Here is a 20,332-nt window from a genome sequence, read left to right as displayed (position 1 = left end):
TTTAAAGTTTGCCTATTGCTTTTTGTAATTGAAAATATTGTAATTGTGCTGCTATCTGTGACGCCGCTAGGTCAAATCTGGTTTGCAGCAATTGTGTATCTGCATCTAAAAGATCTGTTAGTAGTGATAACTGATTGAAATAAGTATTGTTAACGATCCTTAGGTTTTCTGTAGCTTGCTTAATGTTCTGCTTAGCCACATCAATCCGAGTAATGGCCTCTTTATACCTTAAATAAACTTCGTTAACTTCTTGTCTAACTTTATCAGTTGTTGCCTCATGCTCAACTTCTCGTCGTTGAAATGCAATTTCAGCAGCCTTGGTTTTATGTTTGTTGTGGTAAAACGAGGATATAGGAAAACTTGCTTTTATACCACTTAGTCCAAGTCCATAAGTAGCTATAGAATAAGGGTAAAACTGAATTTGAGGATAGGAATATGCATAATTTGCAAACAGCCCTACTTTAAATGACACATTCGCTTTTACTTTTTTCAGTTCCAACTTATTCAATTCCGTTTCCCTTTCAGAGATTTTTAACTCGTAAGAGTGCGAAATGGCCTCATCAAGGTATTCAGGATAAGTTTTGACAGCTAAACTAGTATTCGCTAACGAATCAGGTGCTATTTTAAAATCATCCTCCTCGCCTATCAATATCGATAACTTTTGGTTGGCAATGCTAATGTCATTGTCAATCTGTATTAACGACATTTTTTGGCGCGACAACTTAAGTTCCGCTCGTAATACATCGCTTTTTAGTATCACTCCATTTTTAAGGAGTTGCTTGATCTCCTGAAGTTGCCTTTCCTGATCGCTGATGTTCTTTAGCAACAGCTCTTTAAAAACTTTACTTCTTTGCAGATCAAGATAATAAGCAGCTGATTTTAATTTAATTTCGGCGGTAGTCAGGTTTAGTTGCTCCGCAGAAAGGCTTCTTTTTTCTTTCTCTTCTTTAATCTTTAAATTGGTTTTATTCCCGTTGTAAAGGTTTAGATAAGCATTGCCTCCAAAACTATAGGCCGTATGCACCACTTCAAATTGTGATGGCGTATGAAACAAGCCATTATCGTAGATAGGCATATTACTTACTCTTGCATACTCACCCTCGGCTTCAATATCGGGCAATCGTTCTGCTTTAGCATCTTTTATAGCCTCTTCAGATTCGCTGAGCTTTAAATTCTGCATTCTAATAGTCTTGCTATTGGTTTCTGCTTTGTTCCAAACTTCTGTTAATGATAAGTGACTTGCCAATGGCTCCTGTTGAGCTAATGTAGTACTTGAAATGAGGACTGAGAGCGAGATAAGAGCATAGTGTTTTTTAAAGGGGTACATATAGTGTATTGAATACACAAAGGTACATATATGGAAAAGCTGTAATTTTATCTATATTGCCAATTATTTGTCCATTCCAGCCAATGAATACTCTACAGACCTCTGATTATCTCAATGCAATTGACTTAAAACCAGACAGTATATTCGTTTTACATGAAAAACTGGAACGTAAGTTACCTGCTCATTCACATACTAAAGGTCAGTTAACATATGTTCAGGGTGGAGTGGCTTTTATACATATAGAAAGTGTCACTTATATTATTCCTGCCAGGCATTATGTATGGGTGCCGACTGGTTTAATGCACTTCCTTGAAGTCAGACACCATGGAACAGTTATCCGAAATATCTATTTCTCTAACCAAGATGACGATAATGCCCCCTTTTTTAAGCAGTTAGCGATCTATCCAGTCAATAATCTTTTATTGGAGATGATTCTGTTTACCGAGAAGTGGAATGGTTCTATCTCTCCGGACAACGTGGTTCCTTTTCAATTTTTATCTTCCTTAAAGAACCTGCTTCCTCAGCTTGGCGTTAAAGAATTTCCAATTGCCTTGCCTACAACAAATAACGAACGCCTACTTCCAATTATAGGTTTTTTGGCTCGTCACTATAATGAACCACTGACTTTAGAAGAGATCGCCAAGAAATTTGGAATAGCAGAAAGAACGCTTTCCAGATTATTTCAAACTGTAATGAGCATCTCTTTTCTGCAATATTTAAAATTATTAAGGATGGTTAAAGCCATTGAGATGATTTTGCAAACCAGTAAATCGACAAGTGAAATTGCATATGCAACAGGATACAACAGCCTGGCAGCGTTTAGTAAGGCATTTTATCAGCTAACCAATATTCGTCCTTCTGACTTTGGAAAACGCTAACATAAGCCAGCTATATACAGTTGTATTTATGTAAAATCCAAGAAAGAAATCGAAATGACTCAAAACTGCCTGTTTTCAGGCTTTAGTCTGACCTGAGTCTGACTTGAGTCTGTGTTGAGTCTGACTTGAGTCTAAGAGGTTATAGTCTTAATCAAGAAATGATTTTCTCTCGCTTTAGCAACAAATTAAAGTTTTTTCGCCTTAATTACAGCCTTTAATATAAAAAGAAAGCGGGAACGATCATACCAACCGTTCCCGCTTATCTAAATTAACGCTCTCAATACAAAGACGTATATTTAACAGTAATATTGTATAAAGTTTAAAAAAATATTCAGGCCATGTCAGCAATCACAAGAAAGACTAAAATAGACGCGTCTCTTTTTTATGACACTAAGGATAACAATAAGCAACTTATTCAACTCCTGGAGCATCATATTAATAAAACCGGAGAATTGGAGAAGTTGATTCTGGATTATGAATATGGCAAGGGTAAAATAGATAACATTGAAATATTAAAAGATACCCTTGTTAGCAACGAAAACTTAATAGGCAAATTTAAGGCAGGTTATCATATCAGCGAATATTCTATATGTGCGGCAATTGATTACACCGACGTACACTCCATGGATATAGATTTTGCTATTGACAAAGACACTAACGAACTTATACTAACCGGTGAAACCCGTTATGAAAGATTTGATGAGATTTAAATGAACAATAAACAGTTTATTTAAATAACTCAAAACCATGTTTAGCATCATTCCAAAACTCATCTAGCGCTATCATACGAGGCTTAAAAAAGGAGATAAGCTTTGGCCAGTCATCCTGCTTAAATATGCTCACATCCGGCAAACCGATATGAATTTTGCTAACTGTCTTACCATACTCATCAATAGTATGAATCTCCCACTTCCATTCTTCTCCTAAAGTGCCACTTAACAGCTTTTTATATTCTTCAAACTGTTCAAATAGAAGTTGCTGTATGGCTAAGTCAGGATGTGACATTTCTATCCCTATCCATGCCGACTTTTTATCAACCTGCATTTTAAAAGCCAAATGTTTGATGCCGGTCTTATAGTTGATCCAGTTAATTCTTAATCCTTCTGCGGAAGGTTGTAATGCCATATACTGCCCATAAGCAGTCCAAAAAGCTTGCTTAATTTGCGAAGCCTGATCTTTTGAATACAATCTTTATAGTTTAATTGATACTTATACCGAACCTGTCTTTTTCTTAGCTCTGAAATGCAAAAATACAGCAATAGCTGAAATCAGCACTAGAATTAAAGAAGAAATCATTGAAATTTTATCTCCCACTAGGTAAGATGTCGGCTCAAACTTGAACTCTAAATTATGACTTCCCGAAGGCAACTTGGCTGCTCTAAGTATGTAATTAGCTCTAAAATAAGGGATTTTGTTGCCATCCAAATAAGCATTCCAACCTTTATTGTACCAAACTTCGGCAAATACAGCCACAACATCTTGTGAACTTTTATATTTATAAACCAGGTGATCTGGATGATATTCGGTCAATTCAATCTTCGCAGTAGAATCTGTTAATGGTTTTATGTCACCAATTTGAGATTTAAAGATTTCATCAACTATTGCAGTTGTTTTTGGATCAAACTTAGTAATGACTTTCATTTCCTCATCCGCATTTTTCACGTAGCTAATGTTGCTGATAAACCATGCGTTTCCTAAAGCAGTCTTTCTTTCAATAGCCTGAGGTGTCGGACTAGCTTTGTCGGCCATTATTAAGTATTTGGTATTCAACATATCCAATATAGGCTCGTTTATAGTACCATTGAATTGAGCTGTAATCATCTCATCATAGCGCTGTAGCCTTGCAGAGTGCCTTCCTCCTACCGATTTATGGAAGTATGAGGCCGAAGCATCAAAGAAAGGATTGCCTTTTGTAAGATCTATTACCCTATAATCAAGTGATTTATCATTCAGTATCTGAAGATCGGCAGCAGTAGGCTGATAATTTTGATCTAGCACAGACTTGTCGTAGAAATTGCTATTGTTCAAATATCTTCTATCTACTCCCCACATATCAACCAAAATCAAGATACCTAAAGCTATAAAGGCTGTATTTGTTTTCACTTTTCCTTTCAGTATTGCCCACATAACCCCAAAAGCGAGTAAAATGAAAACTAATGACCTAAACGCATCAGTACGTGCAAGAGAGATTCTGTCTTCTATCAGTGCATTACCTATAGAATTGCCGAAGCTAAGATCCGCTTTAAAAGCTTCAGCAATATGATTCACCATCTCCTGATGCGAAGTATCTCTGAAATCCAGAAACAAAGTAGGCACAAGCATAAACAGCACTAACGCCCCTCCTGTGATGTACAGAGAGTATAGTAGTTTTTTGGTTAAATCTTTCGCTGTATCTTTCTCATCTACAAACTGCTTAAGGGCAATAAATGCAAGTAGCGGTATAATTAAAGCAGGTATAACCAGTATAGATTCTACAGCCCGCATTTTGTTATACAGTGGAAAATAATCAAAGAACAAGTCTGAGATTAATGGGAAATGTCGACCAAAAGACAAAAACACAAACAGAAATGTGGAGGTTAAAATCCACCATTTCATTTTGCCTTTAACAATAAATAGTCCTAATACGTATAAAAAGATCACAATACATCCAAAATACCAAGGACCATGGGTACTTGATTTTTCACCCCAGTAAGTTCTTAGTAAACCTTGCTGTAATTGAGGAATAATTTCTTTAACCTGATCTTCTCGAACTCCATTATTTACCAGTGCTTTAGCTACATGAGAATGCTCATCTAATTGTTTAATATGTGTAGCTCCACCATACATATTTGGAACTAAGAATGTAGATATTTCACCCACACCCTGACTCCAGTTGTAAGCATAATCACGTCCAAGTCCGGTATCTGATTTTGAAGAAGTTCTGGTTAAGTTTGCCTTACCACGAATAGATTCATTTCCGTATTCGTAAGTAGTCCATAACTGCCCTGTGTTTACACCTACAGCTAAAATAACACCTGCTAAAAGGTATCCCACAGAAGTAAAGAAAGCCTTTAATTGCTTCGATGCTATTGCATAATACAATTCAAAGCCAGCCAATATCAGCAAGCACATGAACAGATAATAGGTCATTTGGATGTGGTTACACCTAATTTCTACAGCAAGGAAAAATGCAGTAAGCAAGCCTCCCAACAAATACCGCCCCCTAAAAGTGAGTAGAATGGAGCCCAATACGGGTGCAAAAAACGAAATTGCCATGGCCTGATTGCTGTGGCCGGCTTCGATATAGATGAAGTTATAAGAGGTAAAAGCAAAAGCAATGGCTCCGGCTGCAGCCAGCCAGGGCTTCATTTTTAGTACACTTAACAAAAAGTAAGCACCTAAAAGATAGCAAAGCACAATATCAATTGGATTCGGAAATACGGTTTTTAAGGTATTAATTACATTATTGGCTATACTGCCACTGTTAGATACCCATATCTGAAAACTCGGCATCCCACCAAACATAGAGTTGGTCCATAATGGTCCTTTTCCAGTTGCCGCTTTAACATCCATGATCTCTTTTGCCATTGCTTTGGCTTCAAGCACATCACTTTGGTAAAGGTCTTTCCCCTGCATTGCAGGACTGAAATAAGCAAAACAAAGAATAAAGAATATTCCGATGATAATAAAATGTGTGCTGTTAGCTTGAAACCATTTCTTCATACGGTAAAGAAAGCAATAATATTTTAGTCTAACAACAATACTAAATTAGTCGCGATCGCCCCTCTTTATTGACACACTTGCCCACTACACAACTTTGTAATTCGTAGTAATTTAGCATTAGAAATTAATTAACAACCCTAAACTATAAAACTATGGAAACGCTACAAGCAACCACAACAACACAACAATCAGTTAAAGCAGTATGGACAGGAAGAATCGTTAGCGCCCTGTGCATTCTTTTTCTGTTATTTGATGCCATTGGTAAAATCGTTAAAGAATCACATTCAATTGAAGGATCTGTTCAATTGGGATGGCCAGAGCATTTAATACAGCCAATTGGTATTGTTTTACTAATCTGTACCATTCTTTACGTTTTTCCTCGTACTGCATTTATAGGAGCAATTTTACTAACAGGATACTTGGGCGGCGCAATTGCAATTATGGTACGCGCTGGTCAACCCCTTTATTTTGCATTGGTATTCGGAATTTTGGTATGGATTGGATTATTCTTTCGCAATCCTAAATTAAAGGCTCTTCTGTAAACCATCAGATCGTCTTTTCCAGACAACCATGAAAATAAGTGCCATTAGTGCAACAGCGGCAGTACAATATAAAATGGACGGGATCATATAGATCACGTCCTGGTACGCCCAGCCCGCAAATAAAGCCCCCAAACCTATCCCTGCCTCAAGCGCGATGTACATGGTTGCCATAGCTTTACCTCTATGTTGCGGGTGACTCAGGTCTATTGTCCATGCATTTAAAGCTGGAGATAAAATACCTGTTCCTATACCATAAACTACTGCTCCGGTAAGTAAACCTGCTTCAGAAGTGCCATATCCTGTAATTACCAAAGACGCACACAAGATAATCAATCCGCAGATGGCAACATTTAAACGTCCATACTTATCGGATACTTTTCCGGCAATGAACCTGATTAATAGTGAAGAAATGGTAAATACCATAAAGAATATGCCTTTATTGGCTAGGCCGATATAACCACTCCAGTCAGGTATTAAAGTAAGTATCACGCCGTAACCTACGTAAGACAACAAAGTAACAATAGCCGCCGGTAACACACGAACATCAATAATATCCTTACGGGATATCTTTAAAATAGCGAAGCTAAACTTCTGTCTGTTTTTTAAAGTTTCTTTCATGTTCATCAATATGATGATGGAAAGCAGCGCCAAAGCGGATGAAGAATAAAACAATACATTTATTGAATACAAACCACTAATAAAGCTCCCAATAGCAGGTCCAATGGCCATTCCTGTGCTAAAACATAGGCCATGGATTCCTAAAGCTTCTCCCCATCTGTCTCTCGGAATGATATCAGCAACATACGCTGACGTTGCGGTCGGTTTAAAACCTGTAGAGAAACCATGAACCAGACGTAGAAAAAGAAATCCAGAAACTGTACCCAGTATCGGATATAAAAACCCACACAAAAAACACACGATAGAACCGACAGCCATAACAGGGACACGACCAATTGTGTCCGTTAATTTCCCACTAAATGGCCTCGATATCCCTGCCGTTAACGTAAACAATGCTATAATTAACCCCTTGTATTCTGCTCCGCCTAAGCCACTTAAGTAAGCCGGTAAATCGGGAATCAGCATATTAAAACTGGCAGAGAACAATAAAGAACTTAAGCAAAGTAAGGCGAAAGGAAGGTTGTAGATCGGATCTGATGTATTGGAATTATTCATTTGACCATGCAAAAGTAGTAAACTAATATTGAACAATAGCAGGTCTCTTATGTAGGTACAAGGATTTTTTATACATTAGGTCAATGAAATTACCACATCAAAAAGGCATGGTGATATGGCTTATGGGCCTATCTGGAGCAGGAAAAAGCACGATATCCAATTTGTTTGAAGAACAATTGAATGAATCAGGCTTCTTTTCTATGCAGCTTGATGGCGATGAAATGCGAAAAGGATTAAACTACAATTTAGGCTTTAGCATGGACGATAGAGCAGAAAACATTAGACGTGCTGCTGAAACAGCTAAAATAATTGCTTCAAATGGAGTAATTGTTACCTGCTCCTTCATCACCCCGTTAAATGCACACCGGGAAATGGCCAAAAACATTTTGGGCGATATGTACTTTGAAGTGTTTATTGATTGTCCAATTGACGTTTGCGAACAAAGAGATGTTAAAGGCTTGTATGAACAGGCTCACAACAACACTTTAAAGAATTTTACTGGTGTAAGTTCTGCTTTCGAAAGACCAACAGATCCTGATTTAATTCTCTATACCGCCAATTCTACTGTACAGCAATGCTGTAACGAACTATACAATGCCGTAAAAAATAGAATTACAGATCATGCTTAGCTTATTTTACAGTAAAACCCGGGATTTAGTAACGACGGTTTATTGTAAATAAATTCTTCAAAATCTGCGGTATGCATTATTGCACCACTACTTACCGCTATGGCTTGTCCGGCAGCAGTATCCCATTCCATGGTCGGTCCTTTTCTGTAATAGATTTGGGCTTTACCCTCAGCAACCAAACAGAACTTTAGTGAACTTCCAATTGATAGCTTACTGGTAACTGGATATTTCTTTAATATATTCTCCTCATCTTCATCAGCATGAGAGCGACTACCTATAGCAATCCATTCACTGGTTTTCTGATCTACACTGATTGACTGAGGAGCTTCTCCTGGTGTCAATTTCCAACTGCCTTTGCCTATTAAACCATAATAAACTACATTCAGTACCGGACTATAGATTACACCAATAACCGGCTTGTTGTTCTCCATAAACGCAATGTTTACGGTAAACTGCCCATTTCTATTGATGAATTCTTTAGTGCCATCTAATGGATCTACGCACCAATACTGTTTCCATTCTTTCCTGATTGTGTATTCAATATCAGCACCTTCTTCAGATAATATTGGTATTTCAGGATAAAGTTTGGTTAAGCCTTCAACAATGATTTCATGCGAAATACGATCAGCTATAGTAAGTGGAGAGTTGTCTTCTTTTGTGGTAATTCCAAAGTCTTCCTGCGTTCCGTTGTAAACCTCCAAAATAGCAGCTCCGGCTTTAATGGCAATATCAATTATAGGTTGTATAGCTGTAATGGTCATGTTTTTAGGTAAAATTATAGGGTTCTTGCTTTGATCTCTTTAAGGATTTTTGCTTGTCCTTCTCTATTGTCCAAATCACTTTGTCTGGCGGTTAACACAGCTTCCTTCTTTAAAGCCGCATTCTCCTTATCGTAGTTTACAATATGTGCTGCATCGATTAAACTCGCATCAGGGTTTTGGATAACCAGTTCATAATCCAGTTCTTTCAATACATCACCTGCAACCAGTTCAAAAATCTCCAGATCATTGCCTCTAAACTCTTTTAAAAACTTACCTGTATTGTTACTAATGATTGGCTTTTCCAGATTACTCCACATTTCACCTGCTGCAGCTGTAAGTTTAGAGGTTTTAGAATCATAGAACTTAAGCATCTCCGGATGATAGACAATATCAAGGTAAAGGCAGAGTTTCCTGATTTCACTTTCAGGTTGTGTAATCAATGTTTCATAATTCAATGAGAAAAAGCGCTCAGTAGGCAAGCTTGCTCTTAAGTGTAGACACGCTTCCTGATCTTCGTTCCATTGCTTAGCAATGTGATAGATATGTTTTTCCCCTACAATAGCCTTTTTAAATGAACAGGCCACATCCCTACCATCTCGGTACAGGTAAATGTATTTTAGGTTTAGTCCAAAATCTTCCATTTCTGTAGCATAGTGAACATTTGCCATGCTTTTACAGCACCAATACTTAGCGCCTTTATTAATAGCAGCTTGTTCATACACCAATCTATTGATCTCTAAAAGATCATAACGTGTTGATGCCTCGTAAATCTCATCAGCATCGAGCAAAACCCCTTCCCATGGCACAGGGTTGGCATTTACGTAAGTCACTACGTCATTAACCAGGGTTTTATAAGAAACGCTATCAAGCTCGCCATACAAGGGCAAAAGCGGCATAAAAACCACTAATATGTGAGGTGGATGTGGTGAGGCAATTTCTTCTGATTGATCCAGAATTACTCTTAATAGATTAGATCCGGAACGTTGCGTTCCTATAATTTGTATGCCGGTATTAGCCATTCTTGTCAGTTAAAATTTATTCAGCACTTACCCTATAAAGTGTACTGCAGTTCCTACTAGTAAAGAAATAATGATTAAGTATACAGGATTAAATTTAAATCTGAAACTTAAAATAAATGCCGCCACAAACAAAATTATATTTAAAGGTGCGGAATGCACTGAAAAAAAGAGCTTTATGCCCGAAGCGATGATCATCCCAACTACAACAGGTTTTATTCCTGCCAGTGCATTTTTCATTACTGTAGAGTCGGCGTTGTTCTTAAATATCTTAGAAACAATGATCATCAAAATAGAAGAAGGCACAAAAATAGCTATAGTTGCTAATGCTGCTCCTACCAAGCCGGCCAATTTATAGCCTGTAAAAAAAGCACTTACTAAAATTGGCCCAGGAGTTAGCTGACTAAATGCAATACTATCTATAAATTCCTGATTGGTTAACCACTTCAATTCTGTTACAAAAAGCGACTGCATAATCGGGATCATCACATACCCTCCGCCAAAAAGTGAGAGACTAATACCCGAAAAAACAGAAGGAATTTTAAGTAGAATCAAGTCTGTGTGTTTATACAATCCTGAAACAAAAGTTGAGTATAATAACAACAGAGATGATAAGCCTATTTTGGCGCCATTACTCAATCTCCCCCAAGTAAACTTTGCAGAGCCACTATCAGTTAAATTAGCCAGTTTAAAATAAACACCAATCAGTCCGCCAACTAATATCAGCAATAGAATAATCAGGTATCCCTTAACAAAATACAGCAGTACAATAGAGAATAAGCATAAAGCAATTTTACCATTATGTCCCTTTACTTCCTTTAAAAATATATTTAAACCTGTAGTTAAGATAATAGCACTAACCGCTGCTACTGTATAGGCCATTATGCCAGAAAGATCCTTAACATGAATGTAATTAAAGTAACACCACGACAGCACAAACATCAATGCACATGCAGGGAGCAATATACCCAACATACTCACTATCAAGCCTAGCTTTTTATGTAAATGATAGCCAATATACGACACCACATTTACAGCCAGAGGGCCAGGTAATAAGCTGGCAATGCTAACTGCATTTAGCAGGTTTTCCTGACTAAGCGTTTTATCCTTTTCAATCATTTCCTTTTGAACAACGGCTATCAATGCCATATGCCCACCAAAAGAAACACACCCTATTTTAAGAAAAGTAAGGAAAAGGTATTTTAAACCTGTTTCCATTTGCGTTAAGCTAATATCATTCTCCACTATACTTGTTTGTTTTTACGGTTATCACCTCAGGAGAACTTCCACATCTGATTTTGAAAACTTTACTAAAATAATAAATAATGACTAATCCTGCTTCATCAGCTTATACATATATGCGGAGATTAATAACAAAATGCTTACCCCTATCCAAAGCGGATTATAGCCATACTTTTCGGCTATAAAAAAGCCGGCCGTGGGACCAATAACCTGAGCAACAGACCAGCAGAGCATATAACCTGCGGCGTATGAGCCTCTGTTAAATTCGTTTGCCCTACTCATTACAAAACTATTAATAAAAGGCAAGGCAAACATTTCACCAAAGGTGAAGAATACTATACTAAGAATCCCCAATACTAACGGGCTTCCAATAGGGAGCAACAGTACAGCGAATGAGCCTGTAATGAATAAAACGCCTATTACAATAAAAAATACAGGTGATTTTTTGTTTTCAATCTTATGGATCAGTACCATCTCAAAGAGTGCAATAATAATTCCATTAAGCCCTAATATTAAACCAATCTCAAACTCACCAATCTTCCATATTTCTTTGTAAAATACCGGTACAACCCTAAACATCAGAAAAGTACAAATAATAAAAACTGCAGTAAGTAACAAAAATCTGATGAACACAGCGTCTTGCCATGGTTTACGTACCACAATTCCCTTAACTTTTTCTTTAATGGCTTTTCTATAGCCCTTAATTTTTGGCAGAAACCAAAAGATGCCTAAGCCTGCCATAATACTTACCGAGCCATCAACAAAAAACAATAGTCTGTAATCATAAGACGCAATTAAGCCACCTATACTTACACCTATCGCCCATCCCATATTAACAGCTAGTCGGTTTAAAGAATAAGAGCGTGTCTGCAAATCTGGCTTGGCGTAAGCTGCTATAGCCGCAAAGTTTGCCGGACGAAAGGCTTCAGAAAAGAAACTGATCACAACAGCAAGCACACAAAGCGTATGAAAATTAGTAATGTTCGCAAAAAACAAAAAGAATATGCCACTAACAATTGATGCAACTATTTGAACAGGCCTAAAACCAATTACATCAGTAAGCTTACCTCCAGCCGCAGATCCCATAATGGAGCCAACACCAAAAAGTGTAATGATTAATCCTGCATCAGAAGCTGATCTATGAAGGGATTGTGTAACAAACAACCCCATAAAAGGAACCGCCATATAGCCACTCCGATTAATGAGCATAACGATGCTCAGAATCCAGGTTTCACGGCTTAACCCGGTAAAAGACAGTTTATAATTGCGCGCAATTTCTTTGAATAATAACATAAGTAGCTAGGTCGAACAAAGATAATAAAGCAATTAGTTTTTTCTATTTTAGCCAAATACTTTTACATACATGCAGAAACTTAAAGCCATATTATTCGATCTTGATGGCACACTTATCGACTCAGAATATTTTCATTATCAATGCTGGTTAGAAATCCTGGATACCTTCTCGTTATCTATGACTTATCAAGAATGGGTTAGCACATACGCAGGTTACCCGCTCCCAATCAATAGCAAAACAATTAAAGAAAAATACAACCTGGACATTGACTTGTCAGAACTAATTGACTGGCGCGAGCGATTAAGCAAAACAGGCTTCTTTACCAAAGACATCAACCTAATGCCGTATGCTTTAGAAACAATTCAATTCTTTAAACAAAAAGGCCTTAAGCTAGCTGTAGTTACTGCTAGTCCACGAACTGACGTTGAGTTAATTTTTGCAAGGAATGGTTTGAGCAGTTATTTTGATCTTATGATTACCAGAACCGACGTTACTTTAACAAAACCAGATCCTGAATGTTATAACACCTGCTGCCAGAAACTAGGACTGGAAAAAGATGAATGTTTAGCTTTCGAGGATACCATTAATGGTTTAAAAGCCGCTAAGGCAGCCAATTTAGTTTGTTATGCAATACAAAGTGATGCATCACAACATCCTAAATTAGCTATTGCTGATAAAATATTTAAAGATCTAAAAATAGCTACGGAAGATATTGAAAGGCACTTCGCATTTTAAAAACAGACCTATGCTTAAGCTCAATCACATTTTAATTTTACTGCTATTAACCAGCAGCGTAGCTGTCGCACAAATAAGACACGAAAAAATTGCTGATAGTCTTTATAAAGCGAAGAACTTTAAACAGGCAGGGCAGTATTACTTGAAAGCCACGGAACAATCTGATTTTAACGTTCTTAAAATGAGTAATTACTATAATGCAGCATGTTGCTATGCATTGAGCAATCAGCAAGATAGCGCCCTTGTTTTACTTACAAATGCAGTGAACAGTGGATATAAAAATGTTGATCACCTTAAAAAAGATAGTGATCTTGAGTCCTTACGTTCATTACCTGGCTGGCCTAAGCTACTAAATAGCATTAAGGTAACTAAAAATAGTACTACCGATCCTTATAAAGCCAAACTGATCACCACCGATGTAAAGAACTTTTGGAAAGCGTACGATCTGGCTAAAAAGGACACAGCCAACTCAATTAACATCTACAAAAAATACTATGTAGAGCCAGCAACAGATGGACTTCAGGATTATTTGGGCTATAAAATCAGGAACCTAAAGTATTTCGTTAAATCTGTAAACACCAAACCTGAGTTTTACGCTGCAGTACGTAAAAATACCTTTGCTGTTGATCAGATGAAGCCTCAAATGATCAACAGCTTTGTTAATTTTAAGAAAATCTACAGTAATGCTCAATTTCCAGACATCTACTTTGTTATCGGCGCATTTAATTCTGGAGGAACCAGTACTGGAGCCGGATTATTAATCGGTGTAGACCAATCTGCACGTACCGAAGATGTTCCTGTTAAAGAGCTAAACTTATGGCAGAAAAACAACTTTGCTAATCTCAAATCCTTGCCAAACCTAATTGCTCATGAGCTTATCCATTTTAATCAGGATGGTTTAGCTAACGATACTACTCTCCTGTCGAATGCTCTTGTAGAAGGTATGGCTGATTTTATTGGCGAACTGATATCAGGCAAAACGGCTAATGAACGTCTGTTTGTTTGGGTTAAGGGTAAAGAAAAACAAGTTTGGGCCGACTTTGAAAAAGAGATGTATTTAAACAGAGCAAGGAACTGGATTGCAAATTCTGATCAGGAAACTGCCGATAAACCAGCCGATCTTGGTTATTGGGTTGGTTATCAGATATGCAAAGCATACTACGATAAAAGCGCTGATAAGAATAAGGCTGTAAACGAAATACTTAATATAAAAAACTTTAAGGAGTTTTATGACAAAAGCGGTGCTGCGCTATTGTTTAAGTAAAATTTTGACTTTAAAATAGTCTATTTATTACATTACCATGTTCTAAAAATAAGGTATAAAAACCTTTGAAAGGGTAACTTTGGCTGCTCAAAACATCGCCAATTGACTGCATCAAAACCATTAAAAGAACAAAACAAGGGCATTTCAACTGTCCTTGCTTTTGCATTGTTACCCTTATCGGGCTTTGCTACAGATATATACATTCCCTCCTTACCTACCATGGCTACAACCATGCAGGTGAGTAGTTTGCAAGTACAGTTAACATTAAGTCTATTCCTAATCAGTTACGGAATTTCTCAGCTCTTTATAGGTAGTGTATTAGATAGTTTCGGAAGGTACAAACTTAGCCTTATCTGCTTACTTATATTTGCAGCAGCAAGTATTGTGATTGCCAACACGCATAATATCTACCTTATTTACCTCATGCGAATCATTCATGGTTTTACTGTAGGGACTATTATTGTAGGTAAACGTGCATTCTTTGTCGACATCTTTGAAGGCGACAAGCTAAAGCATTACTTAAGTCTATTCTCTATTATCTGGTCTACAGGCCCCATAGTAGCACCATTTTTGGGCGGCTATTTACAAACTGCTTTTGGTTGGGAGTCTAATTTTTACTTCCTTGCCGGATTAGCCCTGATACTTGCAGTCCTCGAATTCATTTACAGTGGAGAAAGCCTACGCAATTTCTCTAAATTCTCCTTAAAGAACATAGGTAATATCTATCTTAAAATGATTAAAACACCTAGTTTTAGTTTAGGTATAGTGATGCTGGGTTTGGCTTACTCGATGGTAATGATCTACAACATGACAGGGCCATTTATTATAGAGCATCACCTTAACTTTTCCCCTGTAGTTGCCGGATACAGCTCGCTTATTCTTGGCTTCGCCTGGATGGTGGGAGGTTTTATAGGTAAAGCCACCATAAACAAGCCATTCCTAAAGAAAATGATTGTTAATCTGGGATTACAAATTCTGTTTGTAGCATTAATGTTCATTTGTATACAATTCATATCCAGCATATATACTTTAATACTATTTGCCTTCTTAATCCATGTAACTGCAGGCTACATCTTTAACAACTACTTTACTTTTTGTTTAGGCAGATTCCCTAAAAACGCAGGTATAGCAAGCGGATTAACAGGCGGTGTTACCTATGTAATTGTATCCTTTCTGAGCTACAGTGTTATCTCTTTTCTACCAGCCAAGGACGAACATAACCTAAATTCCAGCTATTTATTGTTAGCCGTTATTTCGGGAATAGTGATGTTTGTTATCTATAAGCTGACAAAAAAAGAAATTGTAGCGGAGTAATAAGCCCTAAGAAAACCCAAGATCTTTTAGCAACTGATCTTTATAATTACTCCCAATCGGGATTTCATTGTTATTAATAAATACACGATTGCCTTCTATATGGCCAATTTTGGATTTATTAATAATGAATGATCGATGAGTTCTCAAAAACAGTGCTTTAGGCAAAAGTTCCTCAAAACTAGAGAAAGGCATTTTAGGCAATAGTAAATTGCCTGAGGTTATTATTTTGGTGTAATTTCCTTGCGCTTCAGCATACAATAGCTCATCATACCCTACTTTATAAATCTTTCCATCCGTTTTAATGAAAATGAAATCCTCTGCAACAGAACCAGCTACTTCACTCACCTGCACAACTCCTTTAGGCTCCAACCTTTCCAATGCTTTATCTACAGCAATAATAAAACGATCAAAAGAGAAAGGTTTTAATAAATAATCGCAGGCAGCCAAATCAAAAGCATCAATGGCGTATTCCTTATAAGCTGTTGTAAATATTACCTGAGGCTGATCCTTTAGCGTTTTAACAAATGAAATCCCATCCATTATAGGCATATTGATATCAAGGAAAAGAATATCAATTTTCTGTTTCTGTAACGTGGCTTTAGCTTCAAGCGCGTTCCCACAAGAACCCACAACATTCAGATAATCCAAATGACTGCAATAGGTCTTTATAATGTCTCTTGCAATAGGTTCATCATCAACAATAAGGCAGTTTACCTGGTTCATTATTTCATTTTAAGCTGTAAGATAACATTGTAAAATGAATTATCCCTTTTAATGTTCAATTCATGCTCACCGGTATAAAGCAGGTTTAACCTTTTACTTACGTTATCCAATCCGAAACCACTACTTTTATTAAGTGTACCCTTCTCATTATCCTCACTACCATAAGAATTTTTAACAGAAAAGAGGATAGAATTGCCCCAGGTCTTTAACTTTATATCAATATATATCTTTTCATCAATCGTATTTTTAGAGTGCTTAAAAGCATTCTCAATAAACACAATCAACAACATTGGGGCTATCTTTATTTCAGGCACAATTACCTCTTCAATTTCTGTAGTTAGTACTAGCCGGTCACCAATCCTTATCTTTTCAAACTCGATGTAGTTGTTAATATAGGTTACTTCATCCTTTAATGGCACATATATTTCTGTGGCATCATAAACCGAATAGCGCAACAATTCGGACAATTTTAATAACAGTGCGGGTATTTTCTCATGATCCGTAATAGAAAGTCCATACATGTTATTTAAAGTATTAAACAGAAAATGAGGGCTCAACTGAGACTGCAACAGGTGCAATTCGCTTTTGCTGTGGGCAGCCATTGTTTTGGCCTCTTTCAATTGATTTTCAGAAATAGCATGAACAATCTTGATCAATGCACCAAGTGATAAACTAATCAGCATAAATGGAACCCACGACAGTAATAAATTAATTGCAATTCTTCCATGCAGTGGGAAATCAGCATGAAAAAATAACCACCCGGTACAAACTATAATCAGGATAAACAATCCAAAAGAAAGCTCTTTAGGGAGAACTGTTAATCTTGCTGTCCAGATCTGAGCTACATATCTACCCGTAAAAAGCCCGATAAAAAAGAATACAGTTCCTGCAAAGGCCACGGCCTCATCTTCATGTACGTCAATAGATCTTACATACGTTTCTATTACCAAAAAAACAGGAATCGAAATAATAAGCGATAATATTATGTAAAGCGGCTGACCAAAGAAGCCAATCAATGGTTTCAATTTTATATCGTTCGTAGTATTTCTCATGTTCCTAGTTTCAATCATAGACTACAAATTTGAATAAGTTCATTGGATCAATAAATATTTACTGACGAACAAGTCAAAACCATTGACAGAACCTCAATATCTGGGTACAAAACTGTTTAACACCCCAAAATCACCTTCCATCATCCAATAGCCAAGTTACAACATATTTTTTTCCAGAGCTAGCACGAACAGGCAATATTTGATCAATCAACAACCTCATCACCATTAAAACCAGTAGTAATGAAAACATATACCATTTTCTTTCTCGCCTTTCTAATCTCCTTTGCATCGCTCGCACAAGTAAAACCAGGTGTCATTTCTTCGACAGTAAAAGATTCAAAAAACGAAGCCATTGCCGGAGCCACAGTACATTTGTTTAAAGCAACAGATACAGTGGGTGTTGCTACAAGAATTACCGATGGAGATGGAAAGTTCCAATTCACTAATATAGATAAAGGCTCTTATCTATTGAAAATAACCGCTGTAGGAAAAAAAGAATTCAACTCCTCCCCCCTGCATGTTGAGGAAAATAAAGGCATTACGCTTCCAGTTATCATTATGCTTCCTGCTAAAAGCACAGAGCTTGCCGAAGTGGTGATAAAGGCAAAACGTCCATTAATTCAAATGGAAATAGACAGGACCGTAGTAAACGTTGATGCAATGATTAGCAGCGCTAGCAGCAATACTTTAGAAGTATTGGAAAAAACACCAGGCATCGTAGTAAATTCCAGCGGAGATATCACATTAAACGGGCGCTCAGGAGTAATGGTATTGATTGATGGCCGACCTACATACATGTCAGGACAACATCTATCTCTTTACCTAAAATCACTTCCTGGCTCTCTGTTAGATAAAATAGAATTGATGGACAACCCTCCTGCCCGTTACGATGCTTCTGGAAATGCAATAATCAATATCAGGTTGAAAAAAAGCAGAATAGGTGGTTTTATAGGAAGTTTTTCTACAGGTTATTCTCAAGGAGAATATGGTAGAAATAACAACTCTCTGAACCTAAACTACAACTATAAAAAAATCAACTTATTCGGGAGTGTAGGCTACAACTACGAAAAAAACTACTCCAACGATAACATGACAAGAAGCTTCTTTGATACCAACAATACACCAACATCAACTGTATCATTATTAAACAATCAGGAGTTTAAAAGTAATGGACTAAACACAAATATTGGCGTAGATTACGCTGCTACTCCTAATACAACCTATGGTTTTCAGGTCAACTTAAATGACAACAAAAACAACGATCTGCTTAACTACAACAGCGGAAATTATAATTCCGGACAGTTAGACAATGTTGGCAGAGGGAACACCATCGGAGACAACAACAGAAGAAACTTAGGCTCAAACATTAACTTCTTACATAAATTCGGAAAAACAGGTAAAGAACTCTCTGCTGATGTCAATTACTTAAATTATCGGAGCACAGGTAATCAATCATTGATAAATAACCTGTATCAGCCAGATGGCGCTCCAATCAGCAACGATGAATTTCTTTATAATTTACCGTCCAAAATAAACATATACACTGCCAAAGCGGACTATGTGCAGACCATGAAAAACAATGCAAAGTTCGAAGCCGGCTTTAAAACTAGTTTCGTTAACAACGACAACAAGTCTGACTACTATAACATTACCGAGCAAGGACCGGTTATCGATAATGGCCAATCCAATCACTTCAAATTCAGAGAAAACATAAACTCTGCTTACATCAATGCTCAAAAAGGATGGAAATATCTCTCTATCCAATTTGGATTGCGTTTAGAAAATACACAATCCAAAGGCAATCAGTTAGGTAATGAAATCGTTCAGCAAAGCCAGTTTACTAAAAACTACACACAGCTATTCCCTAGCGTATTTTTAAACTACAAGTTCGATACAGTTGGCAGAAACACGTTAAATTTTAGCATTAGCAAAAGAATAAACCGACCAAATTACCAATACCTAAATCCGTTTGTATTCTTTAAAGATAAATACTCTTATTCTTCAGGAAATCCACTGTTAACACCACAATACCAGTTTCGTTATGAACTTAAATACCAATACAAACAACTACTTAGGATGGGGTTAAGCTACAACAGATTTACTGATGTAATTTTCCAAACCACACAGGTAGTCGACGATGTGTTTATTAAGAAGCCTGAAAACGTAGCCTTTGGCTATATGTTATTGCTTAATACCAGTATCACTATAACACCAGCAGAATGGTGGACGCTCTACTTAGAACCTCAATTTTCCAAAATGGGATTGGATGGTATGGCTTATGGAAAAAAGCTTGATCCAAGTACTTATGTGGCAAGAATTGGCATATACAACCAATTCCAATTTAAAAAAGGCTGGAGTGCTGAACTTGGAAGCTATTATGCCAGCAGAGATTTAAACGGACAAACTTTTACATCTGGAATGTACAGAGTGAACGCAGGAATTCAGAAGAAGATCTGGAAAGATAAAGGAAGTATCAGAATCAATATGGATGATATCTTTCATTCATGGGTGTACGAAAACCGATCTGTTGGATTAGATCGTGCTTATTCATTTCAAACCAATGAATCTGACACCCAGCGCTTTGGTGTGGCGCTCACTTATCGCTTTGGTAAAGATACATTTACACGTAAAAGCAAACACAAAAACAATGCGCTGGATGAAGAAAAAGGCAGGATGTAAG

General features: G+C 37.0%; 18 protein-coding genes. 8 read left to right on the top strand and 10 right to left on the bottom strand.

Translation table 11 applies throughout. The features are described from left to right. Position 1 precedes the first annotated feature (1 nt). Positions 2-1,327 carry a TolC family protein gene (locus tag J1905_RS05760; protein ID WP_214226275.1) on the bottom strand — a complete coding sequence of 442 codons (1,326 nt, stop codon included), beginning with the start codon at positions 1,325-1,327 and terminating at the stop codon, positions 2-4. Positions 1,328-1,410: 83 nt separating this feature from the next. Here J1905_RS05760 and J1905_RS05755 point away from each other — a divergent pair, with 83 nt between their 5' ends. Further along, positions 1,411-2,205 (top strand): helix-turn-helix domain-containing protein, encoded by a 795-nt coding sequence (locus J1905_RS05755; RefSeq protein ID WP_214226274.1) that lies wholly within the window; start codon positions 1,411-1,413, stop codon positions 2,203-2,205. Positions 2,206-2,543: 338 nt separating this feature from the next. Next, entirely contained in the window at positions 2,544-2,915 is a 372-nt protein-coding gene (locus J1905_RS05750; RefSeq protein WP_214226273.1) for a hypothetical protein, read from the top strand. A 16-nt stretch (positions 2,916-2,931) separates the two neighbouring features. On the opposite strand, the gene J1905_RS05745 is transcribed toward J1905_RS05750, so the two are convergent. Continuing rightward, on the bottom strand, positions 2,932-3,393 hold the full coding sequence (locus tag J1905_RS05745) for a DUF4268 domain-containing protein (RefSeq protein WP_214226272.1): 462 nt from the start codon (positions 3,391-3,393) through the stop codon (positions 2,932-2,934). 21 nt (positions 3,394-3,414) lie between these two features. After that, the gene (locus J1905_RS05740) at positions 3,415-5,907 is read right to left on the bottom strand and encodes a YfhO family protein (RefSeq protein WP_214226271.1); all 2,493 of its coding nucleotides are present in this window, start codon (positions 5,905-5,907) and stop codon (positions 3,415-3,417) included. Between the two features lie 152 nt (positions 5,908-6,059). On the opposite strand from J1905_RS05740, the gene J1905_RS05735 reads away from it, so the two are divergent. Next, on the top strand, positions 6,060-6,449 hold the full coding sequence (locus J1905_RS05735; protein WP_214226270.1) for a DoxX family protein: 390 nt from the start codon (positions 6,060-6,062) through the stop codon (positions 6,447-6,449). Here J1905_RS05735 and J1905_RS05730 read toward each other — a convergent pair. Beyond that, positions 6,432-7,622, bottom strand: a complete 1,191-nt coding sequence (locus J1905_RS05730; RefSeq protein WP_214226269.1) for an MFS transporter — start codon at positions 7,620-7,622, stop codon at positions 6,432-6,434. The genes J1905_RS05735 and J1905_RS05730 overlap by 18 nt on opposite strands. An 83-nt stretch (positions 7,623-7,705) precedes the next feature. Here J1905_RS05730 and cysC point away from each other — a divergent pair, with 83 nt between their 5' ends. Further along, a complete protein-coding gene (gene cysC, locus J1905_RS05725; RefSeq protein WP_214226268.1) occupies positions 7,706-8,251 on the top strand; it encodes an adenylyl-sulfate kinase in 546 nt (181 codons plus the stop codon). Here the strand turns inward: cysC and cysQ are convergent. The 4 genes from cysQ to J1905_RS05705 form a co-directional block, all read right to left on the bottom strand. Further along, positions 8,248-9,012 carry a 3'(2'),5'-bisphosphate nucleotidase CysQ gene (gene cysQ, locus J1905_RS05720; protein WP_214226267.1) on the bottom strand — a complete coding sequence of 255 codons (765 nt, stop codon included), beginning with the start codon at positions 9,010-9,012 and terminating at the stop codon, positions 8,248-8,250. The genes cysC and cysQ overlap by 4 nt on opposite strands. Before the next feature lie 14 nt (positions 9,013-9,026). Further along, on the bottom strand, positions 9,027-10,031 hold the full coding sequence (locus tag J1905_RS05715; protein WP_214226266.1) for a sulfotransferase family protein: 1,005 nt from the start codon (positions 10,029-10,031) through the stop codon (positions 9,027-9,029). Positions 10,032-10,058: 27 nt separating this feature from the next. Beyond that, on the bottom strand, positions 10,059-11,246 hold the full coding sequence (gene chrA / locus J1905_RS05710) for a chromate efflux transporter (protein WP_214226265.1): 1,188 nt from the start codon (positions 11,244-11,246) through the stop codon (positions 10,059-10,061). Positions 11,247-11,357: 111 nt separating this feature from the next. Continuing rightward, positions 11,358-12,563, bottom strand: a complete 1,206-nt coding sequence (locus tag J1905_RS05705; RefSeq protein WP_214226264.1) for an MFS transporter — start codon at positions 12,561-12,563, stop codon at positions 11,358-11,360. Between the two features lie 70 nt (positions 12,564-12,633). On the opposite strand from J1905_RS05705, the gene J1905_RS05700 reads away from it, so the two are divergent. The 3 genes from J1905_RS05700 (at position 12,634) to J1905_RS05690 (ending at position 15,877) form a co-directional block, all read left to right on the top strand. Then, complete coding sequence (locus J1905_RS05700) at positions 12,634-13,299, top strand: HAD family hydrolase (RefSeq protein WP_214226263.1); 666 nt, start codon at positions 12,634-12,636, stop codon at positions 13,297-13,299. A 10-nt stretch (positions 13,300-13,309) separates the two neighbouring features. Continuing rightward, entirely contained in the window at positions 13,310-14,563 is a 1,254-nt protein-coding gene (locus J1905_RS05695) for a gliding motility protein GldB-related protein (RefSeq protein ID WP_214226262.1), read from the top strand. Positions 14,564-14,665: 102 nt separating this feature from the next. Next, the gene (locus J1905_RS05690; protein WP_214226261.1) at positions 14,666-15,877 is read left to right on the top strand and encodes an MFS transporter; all 1,212 of its coding nucleotides are present in this window, start codon (positions 14,666-14,668) and stop codon (positions 15,875-15,877) included. A 6-nt stretch (positions 15,878-15,883) separates the two neighbouring features. Here J1905_RS05690 and J1905_RS05685 read toward each other — a convergent pair whose 3' ends face one another. Continuing rightward, the gene (locus J1905_RS05685; protein WP_214226260.1) at positions 15,884-16,600 is read right to left on the bottom strand and encodes a LytR/AlgR family response regulator transcription factor; all 717 of its coding nucleotides are present in this window, start codon (positions 16,598-16,600) and stop codon (positions 15,884-15,886) included. Beyond that, the gene (locus J1905_RS05680; protein ID WP_214226259.1) at positions 16,600-17,652 is read right to left on the bottom strand and encodes a sensor histidine kinase; all 1,053 of its coding nucleotides are present in this window, start codon (positions 17,650-17,652) and stop codon (positions 16,600-16,602) included. Before J1905_RS05680 ends, J1905_RS05685 begins: the two co-directional genes overlap by 1 nt. Positions 17,653-17,892: 240 nt before the next feature. Here J1905_RS05680 and J1905_RS05675 point away from each other — a divergent pair, with 240 nt between their 5' ends. Beyond that, on the top strand, positions 17,893-20,331 hold the full coding sequence (locus J1905_RS05675) for a TonB-dependent receptor (RefSeq protein ID WP_214226258.1): 2,439 nt from the start codon (positions 17,893-17,895) through the stop codon (positions 20,329-20,331). The last annotated feature ends 1 nt before the right edge of the window (position 20,332 follow it).

The sequence above is a fragment of the Pedobacter sp. B4-66 genome, from assembly GCF_018492665.1.
In the GTDB taxonomy this organism is placed as follows: domain Bacteria; phylum Bacteroidota; class Bacteroidia; order Sphingobacteriales; family Sphingobacteriaceae; genus Pedobacter.
Note: the sequence above shows the minus strand (reverse complement) of the source record. Positions and strands in the feature narration are given on the sequence as shown.